An 11,624-nucleotide genomic window follows, 5' to 3' on the forward strand; every position below is an offset into this window, starting at 1 on the left:
ACGAGAGGGCGCATTGACGTGCGATCAATGTAATTGCCACTAACGCTCTTGTAGACGAAGGTCAGGACCTCTTCCATGTCCCGAACGGGAACGCGCCCGTCTTGGCCGTCGGCGCGCGCTTTTTCGTCGGCAGACGTTCCGAAGAGCCCGGCTGATTTAACCTGGCTTATAATGCCGAAACCCGACGCCGCACCGCCGTCGTTTGCGCCCGCACCGCAACCGCCCAAAACGAAGAGGGCGGTTCCCAGAATTAACCGGCTTGTTCCTGTCAGCAGCTTACTCATCGCACTCAATACCGTCTGCCTTGCACGTCAGAGGGAAACCACAAGGTCTCTGTTGCCAGGGCTATGATTTACCGTTGATCGTCGCTTTTAACATCCAAGGCCCATTGCAGCCCTACCACCGCGCCCTTGATGAGCGGCAAGAAGGCAAGGCTTAGCAGAACCGTCATCGGCAACCACAGGGCCATATGCACCCAATTGGGCGGTGAATAGGCCTGTTCCACCACCAGCATCCCCGGAATGATGATATGGCCAACGGCGAAGATGGTGAAATAGGCGGGGCCGTCATCAGCGCGGTAGTCCGAAAAAATCACCCCGCAATGGGTACAGGTGGGGGCTATTTTCAGATAGCTGGTGAACAAACGCCGCTCGCCACACTGCGGGCAGCAGCGCTTCGCCCCCTTGAGCATAGCGGGCAGGATTGACCGGCGCTCGACGATTACTTCAGTGCCAAAATGCTCGGTCATGATCCAAGAACTCCGTTAAGGGCACCGCTAACCTAGCAGACTAGGTGCGCCGCTTCTTCCGCGTTTCCGGCGCACCACCCCGGCGTGCCGGGCGGGCTGCCGCCGGTTTTAAGCCGGGCGGACGGCCCCGCGCCGGTTTGCGTGCAGGGCTACCCGGCACGGTTTGCCCCTCGGCAGGCCCTTCGCCCTCAACCAAAGCAAGAACCACGCCGCCCGTGACCAAATCGGCATCCACCAGTTGCACCGATAAGGTTTCCCCTAAGCGGAAAATGCGATGGGTTCGGTCGCCGACAAGGGCATGGGCCTTTTCATCGTGATGATAAAAGTCCGACGGCAAGGTGCGGATCGGGATCAACCCATCGGCCCCGGTTTCCTGCAACTGCACAAACAGCCCAAAGCGGGTAACGCCGGTAATGCGCCCAGGGAAGATTTCGCCCTGCCGCCCGGCAAGATAGGCAGCGGTATAGCGGTCTTGCACTTCCCGTTCGGCGGCGGCGGCGCGACGTTCGGTCATAGTGATGTGATCGCAGATCTTTTCCAGCGCTTCGGCGTCTTGCCCTTCCGGCAAAGCACCCTGGCCCGGCAGGTGCAGCCCCCGGATCAGCGCGCGATGCACCATAAGATCGGCGTAGCGGCGGATGGGGGAGGTGAAATGGGCGTAGCGGCGCAGCGCAAGGCCGAAATGGCCGATATTTTCGACGCTATAGCAGGCCTGCGCCTGACTGCGCAGGACCATCTGGCTGACCATCTGCGTATAAGGCGTATTAGCCGCCTTATCGAGCAACGCCGAAAAATGTTTCGGCATCAGCACTTGGCCCTTGGCGAGCGGCAGTTCCAGGGTTTTGAGGAAGTCGCGCAGGGCGGTCAGCTTTTCCATCGAGGGCTGATCGTGGATACGGTAGACGCAGGGCTGTTGCGCCTGCTCCAGGCTTTCCGCCGCGCAGACATTGGCGAGAACCATGAATTCTTCGATGAGCTTATGACTATCGAGCCGCGCGCGCGGGCTGATGCTGAGAACGGCCCCGGTTTCCTGATCGACCGACACGACGCGCTCGGGAAGGTCGAGGTCGAGCGTGCCGCGTTCGTTGCGCGCGGCGAGCAGCGCTTTGAAGGCGCCGTAGAGCGGTTGGATGACCGGCTCCAGCAGTGGGGCGGTGAGGTCTTCCGCATGCCCATCCATGGCGGCTTGAACCTGCTCGTAGGTCAGCCGGGCCGTGGAGCGCATGAGGCCGCGCACGAAGCGGTGGGAGAGTTTGCGGCCCTTGGCGTCGATCCAGATATGGACGGCCAAACAGGCGCGATCCTCGTTTGGGCGCAGCGAGCAGAGATCGTTCGACAAGGCTTCCGGGAGCATCGGCACGACGCGATCCGGGAAATAGACCGAGTTACCGCGGTCCCGCGCCGAAATATCGAGCGCCGAGCCGGGCAGCACATAGTGCGAAACGTCGGCAATGGCGACGAGCAGATGCCAGCCGCCCTTATTATCGGGGTCGGTATCGGCTTCGGCGAACACCGCATCGTCGAAATCGCGCGCGTCGCTGCCGTCGATGGTGACGAGTGGAATGGCGCGCAGGTCAGCCCGGTCGCCCAGAGTTTCGGGCTTGGCCGCTTCGGCTTCCTTCTGCGCGCCCTCCGGTTGATCCAGCGGAATATCGGCGGCGGCAATGGCGGCGAGGCTGAAGGTGCGCGGCTCGCCAAAAATGCCCAAGCGCTCGGTAATCTGCACGCGCTTTTCGCCGGTGCCGCGCTGGGGGATGAGTTCAGCTTTCACCAATTCGCCGGAGCGAGCGTCGCCCACGTCGGCGCGGGCAACGCGATATTCTTCGCGGTCGCGCTTATCGGCGGGTTTGATGAAGCCGCCCGTGGGGGTTTTTTCGAACACGCCAACCACGGTTTGCGGGCTGAACGTCAAGCGCCGGATGGGGAAGGCGAGATAGTCGCGCCCTTCGCGCTCCAGCTTCGCCAGCAGCCGATCCCCAAGGCCGACCGCGCCGATCTTGCCGTTATCGGCAATGAAGATCTTCGGCGGCGGCTCGTTGCGGCTCCAACCCACGGGTTCGGCAATCGGCTCGCCATCGAGGGTGAGCGAGCGCACCTGAATGACCGCTACGGCGGCGAGCGGTTCGGTCCGACTGAGGCCGCCTTCAATTTGGCCGTCGCGGTCCATTTGTTTCAGCAGAATTTTAAGCTGAATACGCTCGTCGCCGGTGATGTTGAAGGCGCGGGCGATTTGGCGGCGGCCTGCGTCGGGATTTTCTTTTAGAAACTCAATAACTTGCTCGCGCGTCGGAAAAGGCGCGGCGGTTTTCTTCTTGGGGGGATGGGGGATCACAATATCCTACTCGGCCACGGGCGCGGGTTTTGTCCGGCGCGCGCGGGTTGGTGTCGTTTTGGCAGGCGCGTCGCCCTCATCGGCGGTTGCGGCCTTCGTGGTTTTCTTCGCGGCAGGAGCCTTGGCCTTCGCAGGGGCTTTTGCCGCCGCTGTCTTGGCAGGCGCTTTGGCTTTGCTCGCCGTTGCGGCTTTCGCCTTCGGCTTGGCTTTGCTCTTCCCGCTTTTCTCGGCTTCGAGCAGCTTGGGCGCGAGCAGGGCTGCCGCTTGATCGGCGGTCAGGGTTGCGGGGTCGATATTCTTCGGCACCGTTTGACGGACGCCGTTGACTTCGACATAGGGGCCGTATTTGCCGTCGTGCAAGGCGATATCGCCGATCCCGCCCGGATGGGGGCCGAGCGGCTTACCCGGATCTTTGACCGCGCGGTTTTTCGCCCGCTCTGCCGCTTCCGCCAGCACGACGACGGCGCGGTTGAGGCCGATGCTCAGCACATCCTCGCCCTTGGGGAGCGAGGTATAGGCTTTACCGTGTTTGATATAGGGGCCGAAGCGCCCGACACCGGCGGTTAGCTCATCGCCGGTTTCCGGGTGTTTGCCGATGCTGCGCGGCAGGGCCAGCATCGAGATAGCGCGGTCGAGATCGACATCGGCGGGCTTCACACCCGCAGGGAGCGAGGCGCGTTTCGGTTTATTCTCCTTATCACCTTCACCCAACTGCACGTAGATGCCGTAGGGGCCTTTGCGTAAGGTGATCGGAAGACCCGTTGCGGGATCATCCCCCAGCAGCTTCGGCCCGGCCAACTCGCCATCGGCTTCGCCGTCGCCGCCTTCAATGGCCAGCGCGCGGGTGTAGCGGCACTCGGGATAATTCGAGCAACCGATGAAACCGCCGGTGCGCCCAAGGCGCAGGCCCAGGCGGCCTTCGGTACAGGCGGGGCAGGCGCGGGGGTTCTTGCCGTCGCCGCGATCCGGGAAGAAATGGTCGCCCAGGGCGGCATCGAGCGTATCGATGACCTGGGTGATGGTCAGATATTTGGTGCCATCCACCGCTTTGATGAACGGCTCCCAGAAGGCCCGCAGCACCGCGCGCCAATCGATCCGGCCCGCCGAAATATCGTCGAGCTGGTTTTCGAGATTGGCGGTGAAATCATATTCAACGTAGCGGTCGAAGAAGGAGGCAAGGAAGCTCGTCACCAACCGCCCGCGATCTTCCGGCACGAAGCGCTTTTGCTCAAGCGTTACGTAATTGCGATCCTGCAAAACCTGGATGATCGAGGCATAGGTTGAGGGCCGCCCGATGCCGAGTTCCTCCAGCTTTTTGACCAGGCTCGCTTCGCTGTAGCGCGGCGGCGGCTGGGTGAAATGCTGCTCCGGGCGCGTGTCGAGGCGCTTCACGCCATCGCCTTCGGTGAGGGGCGGCAGCATGCCGCTTTCCTCATCCTCGGCGTCGTCGCGGCCTTCGAGATAGAGTTTCAAGAAGCCGTCGAACAGAATAGTGGAGCCGTTGGCACGGGCCTGGGCCGACCCATCCTGGGCCTTAAGGTCGGCGGCGACTTGATCCAGCACGGCGCTTTCCATCTGGCAGGCAATGGTGCGCTTCCAGATCAACTCGTAGAGCCGGGCTTGATCCTGATCAAGGTAGCGCGCCATGTCCTTCGGGCGGCGGAACAGATCCGTCGGGCGGATCGCCTCATGGGCTTCCTGGGCGTTCGCCGATTTCGATTTATAGGCGCGCGGACTGCTCGGCAGGTAACTGTCGCCATAATCCTGCGCGATGAGGCGGCGGCAGCCGCCGATAGCTTCACCGGAGAGGGTGACGCTATCGGTTCGCATATAGGAGATGAGACCGACCGTCTCGCCGCCAAGCTCAATGCCTTCATAGAGCTTCTGGGCAATGCGCATCGTCTGCTGCGCGCCGAAACCGAGCTTGCGGCTGGCTTCCTGTTGCAGGGTCGAGGTAATGAACGGCGGCGCGGGGTGGCGCTTGCTCTGCTTCTTTTCGACCGAGGCGACGCGGAACTGCGCGGCATTGACCACGGCAACGGCGGCATCCGCAGCACCCTTTTCCCCGAGTGTCAGCTTATCCAGCTTCTTGCCGTTCAGATGGGTCAGGCGCGCCGTGAAATTTTCGCTTTTGGCGGTGAGGAAATCGATATCCACCGACCAATATTCGTCGGTCTTAAAAACTTCGATCTCCGATTCGCGCTCGCAGATCAAGCGCAACGCCACCGATTGGACACGCCCCGCCGAGCGGCTTCCCGGCAGCTTGCGCCACAGCACCGGCGAGAGGGTGAAGCCGACGAGATAATCGAGCGCCCGGCGCGCGAGATACGCGTCCACCAGCTCTTGATTAATGTCGCGCGGGTTGGCGACGGCGTGGAGGACGGCGGCCTTGGTAATTTCGTGGAACACCACGCGCTTCACATCAACGCCCTTCAAAACCTTACGGTCGTTCAGGCATTGCAGCACGTGCCAGGAAATCGCCTCGCCTTCGCGATCCGGATCGGTTGCGAGGAAAACGCGGCTCGAGCCCTTCACCGCCTTGGCGATGTCGGAAATCCGCTTTGCACCCCGGTCTTCGACTTCCCAGGCCATAGCGAAATCTTCGTCCGGTAGAACCGATCCATCTTTCGCCGGCAGGTCGCGGACATGGCCATAGGAGGCGATGACCGTATAGTCGGAGCCGAGATATTTGTTGATCGTCTTGGCCTTAGCGGGCGATTCGACGATGACGACGTTCATGAACCCTGTCTTCTCCCGGCCCCGGGGATAGCGTGTGTTAGCGCCCCATCAGCAGGGCAACTTGCCCGCCGGGGTGGCGTTCTAGCCGCCCTGCAAGCTCCAATTCCAGAAGAATGGTTTGCACGACAGCAGGGGAGAATTGACACCGCCGTAGCAATTCGTCAACCGCGACGGGGGAGGGCGACAACATCTCCAGCAGAATTGGTCGGGCGCGGGCAAGCTCCGCCGTCTCGGGATCGGGGGGCGGCGGGGTGCGGAAAAGGTCTGGTTGCGGCTCGGCGAGGTGCCCGCTCAGCAGCGGCAGGGCCGAGAGAATATCGGCGGCATCCTCGACGAAAGTCGCGCCAGTCTTCAGCAGCTTGTTCGAGCCTTTGGCACGCGGATCGAGCGGGGAGCCCGGCACCGCCATTACTTCCCGCCCGTAATCGGCGGCGAGTTGTGCACTAATCAGGGAGCCGCTGCCCTCGGCTGCCTCTATAACGACGGTGGCAAGCGCAATTCCGGCGATAACGCGATTTCGGCGGGGGAAATGCCGGGCTTGGGGCTGGGTTCCGGGGGGCATTTCGGCAATCAGAATGCCGCGCGTGGCAATCTCGGCCTGAAGCGCCTCGTGCTCGGGCGGGTAAACGATATCGATGCCACCTGCAATCACCGCGCCGGTCGCCCCGCCCGCGAGCCCGCCGCGATGGGCCGCCCCGTCGATGCCGCGCGCAAGACCCGAAATCACGCAGATCCCGGCTTCGGCCAAGGTTTGCGCCATTTGTTCGGCCAAGCGTTGCCCATTGAGGCTAGCATTGCGCGCACCGACGAGGGCGATGCAGGGGCGGCGCAGCAGTGGCACGTCGCCCTTCACGCACAGGGCGGGCGGCGCATCGTCGCATTGGGCCAAGAGCGGTGGATAATCGGGCTCGCCGCAAAACAGCAAGCGCCCGCCCAAAGCCGCCACCCGGTCGATTTCTGCCGTGACGGACGATAGAGACGCGAGCTTTAGCGCCTTGCCGCGCCCCCCCTGTTTGGCAAGATCGGGGATTGCCGCAAGCGCGCGCTCCGCACTGCCGAAGCGCGCCAGCAACTGATGAAAAGTAATCGGGCCGATATTCTCGCTGCGGATGAGGCGCAGCCGATGCAGCCGGTCTTCTCGGGAATAAGCGGTCGCCATAACGCGCTTAGAGTGCCGCCCGTCTGCTAAGCGGTCAAGCGGCTTACGCGATTACAGGTTGCGCCGTATTAGCGGCAATCGCAGGCCCGTTCAGGTAAGTAAAGCCGGCATCTTTGGCCGCGCGGGCGATCTCCCGCCGCTTTATTCCGTAGAGATACGACTGGAGCCCCGCTTTTGCCGCGTGTTTGGCCAGCGGCAAAATAGCTCGGGTCAAGCTCGTCGGGGTAATGTCACCAATATCGGGCTCTTCAAGGTCAATCCCGACCGCCGAAACTTTCGCCCGCGCCAGCCGGTCGAAATCCGAAAACTCGGTTGTGACCTGGGCCGTTACACTCCGGCAGAAAGGTTGAATGGCGGCCAGCGCTTCCCAGAGTTTCGTTTGCGGTACGCCGGGGGTTTGCGTGTTGATCCCAATGATAAAAAAGCGCCTGAACTCCGGCGGCAAGGCCCGGAACATATCGATAATCAGCCCGCTGGAGTGGGTGACGAGCGAACCCGTGTGCAGCGTAATATGCAGCAAGCCTGTGTGCTGCCCCGCTTTGAGGGCGATCCTAACCTGATCCACCGCGCGTTTAGCAGCCGCCTTATCCATTTCGAAGGTCACGGCGGCATCATTATGCGGAAAAGCAGCCGCCCCCATATGAATCCGGTTCAAGGCGTCGAGCCGAAGAATATGGGGCACATAAATGCCAATCACGCCCTTGGCGGTCATCAACGTTGGACGGTAGGAGATCCCAACTTCCCCAAGACGCGATTGAAGCTCGGCATCAATGGTCTGCGGACCGGGTAGGGGCGGGGCGCAATCTTCTTCGGCCTCGAAGACCCTATTCCAACTCAGCACGGCCTCTTCCGGCGTGGCACCGGCGGCAGCGTTCTGAAGCGTTTCGATATCGGTTACGAAGGCTTTGACCCAGCCGTGATCTTTCACGCCCAATTCGCCCAGCAGGCGCTCGCGCACTTCACGCGCAATCGCTGCGGCTTTTAGGCGGGCCTGCTCTTCGGTCAATTCGGCAAAGAGAACGATGAAACTGTGGTCATCGTAGGGGGCAACAACATCGCTGGGGGCGAGCCGGTGGCGGATCACTTGTTCCGCGATAACCTGGGCCTTTTCGGCCATCTGCTCCCAACGGTCGCCCGCTTCGCGCTTGATTTCATCCAGGTTCAGCAGTTGTAACTTACCCGCGCTGCCCTTATCGCCTTTTTCGATGACTTCTTGCAGCTTTGCCGCGAAAACGACCTGCGAAACGGCAACATCGGTCGCCTTTTCAGTCACCGCGAGCGCACCGAAATCTTCGTCGAAATCCCAATCGACAGGTGCGTGATTAACCGGAACACGACCGTCCTCATCATGCAACGCGGCTAGGCGTGCACTGATTTGGGCGGCTTCATTGCTGTCAAAGGCGGGGTCGAGTCCTGGTGCGGGGTCGCCTACGGTCTGCTCAGCAACGGGGCGTTGCGCGGCAGGCTTTGGGCGGGGCATCGGGCTCGGCTCTGGTTCCTCCTCGAACAACGCATCGGCCAGCCGTTTCAAAAAACCGGGCTTCTTATCTTGCGTCATCCGCGACCTCACGTGTCACTATTTATGACTATAGCATGAGGTTTTTCAGATGGATAGAGACTCTTGTTAGGATCGATTCTTAGCTACTTTTTAAGATTTGCCGATTTTGGGCTCGGTTCCCGCGAGAAGCCGCCGAATATTTTCGCGGTGTCGCCAGAAGACCAGGGCCGATACAGGTAGCGCCGCAAGGGCGACGACGGGCGTCGAGAACCCCCAGGCGAGAAGCGGCGTCAGGCCGATGGCGACGAGCGCTGCAAGCGACGAGCGCCGCCCCAGATAGGCGGTTAGCAGCCACAACCCGCAGGCGCTCACCCCAACCGGCCAAGCGAGGGCCAGCCAAAGACCAATCGCGGTTGCAACCCCCTTACCCCCCTTAAACCGCAACCAAACCGGGTAGAGATGCCCCAAGAACGCGGCGACCCCGGCAATGAGCGGCGCGAGATCGTCGGCAACGAACCAGCGGGCCAGCAGAACCGCCAGAGCCCCCTTACCGACGTCGAGCAGTAGGGTGGCGGCGGCGAGCCCTTTGCGGCCCGTGCGAAGCACATTCGTCGCGCCGATATTGCCGGAACCGATCTTGCGGATATCGCCCAGCCCGGCGAGTTTGGTGAGCACGAGGCCGAAAGGGATCGCCCCCAGAAAATAGGCCGCCGCCGCAACGGCAACCCACAGCAGCGGCCCGGTCATGCCGGCCGCCGATACACGATGCGGCCGTCCACCAGCGTTGCCAAAACCTTGCCTTGGCTTGGGAACCCGTCGAACGGCGTGTTCTTGGATTTCGAGCGCATTTTCTCCGCGCTGAGCCGCACCGGCGCATCGGGATCGAACAACACCAGATCGGCGACCGCGCCGACCGAAAGGCTCGGCATCGGCAGGCCCAGGATCGCCGCCGGAGCCACGGTGAGGCGGCGCAACAGGTCCATTAGGCTTAAGCGCCCCTGATGAACTGGTGCAAGGCCCAGCGGCAGCAGGGTTTCGAGCCCGATAATCCCCGGCTCGGCGGCCACGAAGGGCAGGCGTTTCGCGTCTTGATCTTCCGGCGTATGGTCGGAGCTTAAAGCGTCAATGGTGCCATCGGCGAGCCCGTCGATGATTGCTTGCCGGTCCTCTTCTTTGCGCAACGGCGGGCTGAGTTTGGTGAAGGTGCGATAGTCGGCAATGGCGATTTCATTCAGGGTGATATAGGCCGCCGCTGTATCGCAGGTCACGCGCACGCCCTTGGCTTTGGCGGCGCGAATAGCCTCCACCGCCGCGCCGGTCGTGATCGGGCCGATATGCAGCCGCCCGCCGGTGAGTTCCGCCAGCAGCAAATCGCGCTGAACTTGCAGCAGTTCGGCGGCTGCCGGGGCGGCGGGGAGCCCGAGGCGGGTAGCATATTCGCCCTCGGTGGCGCAGGCGTGGCGGGTGAGGGCGCGGTCTTCCGGGTGGGTGAAGAGTACGGCATTGAAGGTACGGGCGTAAGCGAGCGCCCGGCGCAACACCAGCGCGTCGGTGGTGGCTTTCGCCCCATCGGCAAAGGCAACGGCCCCCGCCTCTTGCAATAGGCCGAACTCGGTAAGCTGTTGGCCCTTACGCCCTTGCGTCATCGCCGCATAGGGCAGCACCCGCGCCTTGCCGAGCGCGCGGCTGCGCTGAACGAGCCAGGCAACGGAGGTTGGGTCTTCGATTCCCGGCTCCGTGTCGGGGATGACGCCCATCGCCGTAATCCCGCCCGCGACGGCGGCATCGACCTGGGTGCGCAGGGTTTCCTTATGCTCCTGCCCCGGATCGCGCCCGTGAGTGCGCAGATCGATAAGGCCGGGGGCGAGGCAAGCCCCGCGCGCATCCAGTATTTCCGCACCCTCGGGGGCCGTGAGGCCGGTTCCTGTGGCGGCGATTTTGCCGTCGACGATCAGCGCGTCGCCGGGCCGGTCGGTGCCCGCGCTCGGATCGAGCAAGCGGGCGTTTTTAAGGAGAAGCGGGGGAAGGCTCATCTCTAATTCCCCCCCTCGGTCGTCGGCAGGCGTTCGGCGAGCACATCCAGGCAGGCCATACGAACGGCGACGCCCATTTCCACCTGCTCGTTAATCAGGCTGCGGTCGATATCATCGGCAAGGTCGCTGTCGATCTCGACGCCCCGGTTCATCGGACCGGGGTGCATCACGGCGGCATCGGGTTTCGCCACGGCGAGTTTCTCCCGGTCCAGGCCGAAGAAGTGGAAATATTCCCGCATGGAGGGGATCAGCGCGCCCTGCATCCGTTCGGTTTGCAGGCGCAGCATCATAACGATATCGGCATCAACGAGGCCTTCGCGCATCGAGTGGAAGACCCGCACGTTGAGCCGGTCAATTTCCGCCGGAAGCAGCGTTGGCGGGGCAACGACGCGCACTTCCGCCCCCAGCGCATTCAGCAGCAGAATATTGGAGCGAGCGACGCGGCTGTGGGCGATATCGCCGCAAATCGCGACCACCAGACCTTCCAAGCGCCCCTTGCGGCGGCGAATGGTAAGGGCGTCGAGCAGCGCTTGCGTCGGGTGTTCGTGGGTGCCGTCGCCCGCATTGATGACGGCGCAGTTGAGCTTGCGGGCCAAAAGATGCGGCGCGCCCGATTCGCCGTGGCGCACCACCAGCACATCCACGTGCATGGCGTTCAGCGTCATGGCGGTATCGATGAGCGTTTCGCCCTTTTTGACGCTGGACGAGGCGACCGACATATTGATGACGTCCGCGCCCAAGCGCTTGCCCGCCAGCTCGAAGCTGGTGCGCGTCCGCGTCGAATTTTCGAAAAACAGATTGATGATCGTCCGCCCCCGCAGGGTGGCGATCTTCTTTTCCGTTTGGCGGTTCAGCGCAACGTAGCTTTCGGCGCGCTCTAACAGATACCGCAGATCGAGCGGGTTGAGCCCCTCGATCCCCAGCAGGTGACGGTGACTGAATTGGTAGGTCATGGCGGCGGGATCATAGGGGCCAGACCCGGCCCCGACAAGATCCCGCCGCCGACAAGATCGCGTGATCTAGGAGCCGTTGACAAACTGGATTCCCAAATTGCCTAAAGCGTGATTCAAGATAGCTTTCTGAGGAGGCTATCTTGGCTCGATTGTTGATGGAAG

At 62.5% G+C, this 11,624-nt stretch carries 9 protein-coding genes; all 9 read right to left on the reverse strand.

Annotated features, from left to right (window positions below):
• Window positions 1-284 (reverse strand): hypothetical protein (locus ACIQ36_RS13310; protein WP_395830038.1); only part of this gene is annotated, 284 nt, incomplete at its 3' end.
• Between the two features lie 68 nt (window positions 285-352).
• Window positions 353-748 carry a DUF983 domain-containing protein gene (locus ACIQ36_RS13315; RefSeq protein WP_395830040.1) on the reverse strand — a complete coding sequence of 132 codons (396 nt, stop codon included), beginning with the start codon at window positions 746-748 and terminating at the stop codon, window positions 353-355.
• A gap of 40 nt (window positions 749-788) precedes the next feature.
• On the reverse strand, window positions 789-3,080 hold the full coding sequence (gene rnr / locus ACIQ36_RS13320; protein WP_395830042.1) for a ribonuclease R: 2,292 nt from the start codon (window positions 3,078-3,080) through the stop codon (window positions 789-791).
• 6 nt (window positions 3,081-3,086) lie between these two features.
• Entirely contained in the window at window positions 3,087-5,819 is a 2,733-nt protein-coding gene (gene topA, locus ACIQ36_RS13325; protein ID WP_395830044.1) for a type I DNA topoisomerase, read from the reverse strand.
• A gap of 37 nt (window positions 5,820-5,856) precedes the next feature.
• Window positions 5,857-6,978 (reverse strand): DNA-processing protein DprA, encoded by a 1,122-nt coding sequence (gene dprA / locus ACIQ36_RS13330; protein ID WP_395830046.1) that lies wholly within the window; start codon window positions 6,976-6,978, stop codon window positions 5,857-5,859.
• 43 nt (window positions 6,979-7,021) lie between these two features.
• Window positions 7,022-8,536: a hypothetical protein gene (locus tag ACIQ36_RS13335; protein WP_395830048.1), complete on the reverse strand. Its 1,515-nt coding sequence runs from the start codon at window positions 8,534-8,536 to the stop codon at window positions 7,022-7,024.
• Between the two features lie 90 nt (window positions 8,537-8,626).
• Window positions 8,627-9,223 (reverse strand): glycerol-3-phosphate 1-O-acyltransferase PlsY, encoded by a 597-nt coding sequence (plsY, locus tag ACIQ36_RS13340; protein WP_395830050.1) that lies wholly within the window; start codon window positions 9,221-9,223, stop codon window positions 8,627-8,629.
• Window positions 9,220-10,509, reverse strand: coding sequence for a dihydroorotase family protein (locus tag ACIQ36_RS13345; RefSeq protein WP_395830052.1), 1,290 nt, complete (start codon window positions 10,507-10,509; stop codon window positions 9,220-9,222). Before ACIQ36_RS13345 ends, plsY begins: the two co-directional genes overlap by 4 nt.
• A 2-nt stretch (window positions 10,510-10,511) precedes the next feature.
• Complete coding sequence (locus ACIQ36_RS13350; RefSeq protein ID WP_395830054.1) at window positions 10,512-11,462, reverse strand: aspartate carbamoyltransferase catalytic subunit; 951 nt, start codon at window positions 11,460-11,462, stop codon at window positions 10,512-10,514.
• Window positions 11,463-11,624: the final 162 nt, after the last annotated feature.

Origin of the sequence: Elstera sp. (assembly GCF_044372965.1) — a bacterium.
Lineage (GTDB): Bacteria > Pseudomonadota > Alphaproteobacteria > Elsterales > Elsteraceae > Elstera.

Coding starts and splice junctions, on each gene's coding strand:
- ACIQ36_RS13315 (WP_395830040.1), bottom strand. CDS start 748: ATGACCGAGCATTTTGGCACTGAAGTAATCGTCGAGCGCCGGTCAATC.
- topA (WP_395830044.1), bottom strand. CDS start 5,819: ATGAACGTCGTCATCGTCGAATCGCCCGCTAAGGCCAAGACGATCAAC.
- dprA (WP_395830046.1), bottom strand. CDS start 6,978: ATGGCGACCGCTTATTCCCGAGAAGACCGGCTGCATCGGCTGCGCCTC.
- ACIQ36_RS13335 (WP_395830048.1), bottom strand. CDS start 8,536: ATGACGCAAGATAAGAAGCCCGGTTTTTTGAAACGGCTGGCCGATGCG.
- plsY (WP_395830050.1), bottom strand. CDS start 9,223: ATGACCGGGCCGCTGCTGTGGGTTGCCGTTGCGGCGGCGGCCTATTTT.
- ACIQ36_RS13345 (WP_395830052.1), bottom strand. CDS start 10,509: ATGAGCCTTCCCCCGCTTCTCCTTAAAAACGCCCGCTTGCTCGATCCG.
- ACIQ36_RS13350 (WP_395830054.1), bottom strand. CDS start 11,462: ATGACCTACCAATTCAGTCACCGTCACCTGCTGGGGATCGAGGGGCTC.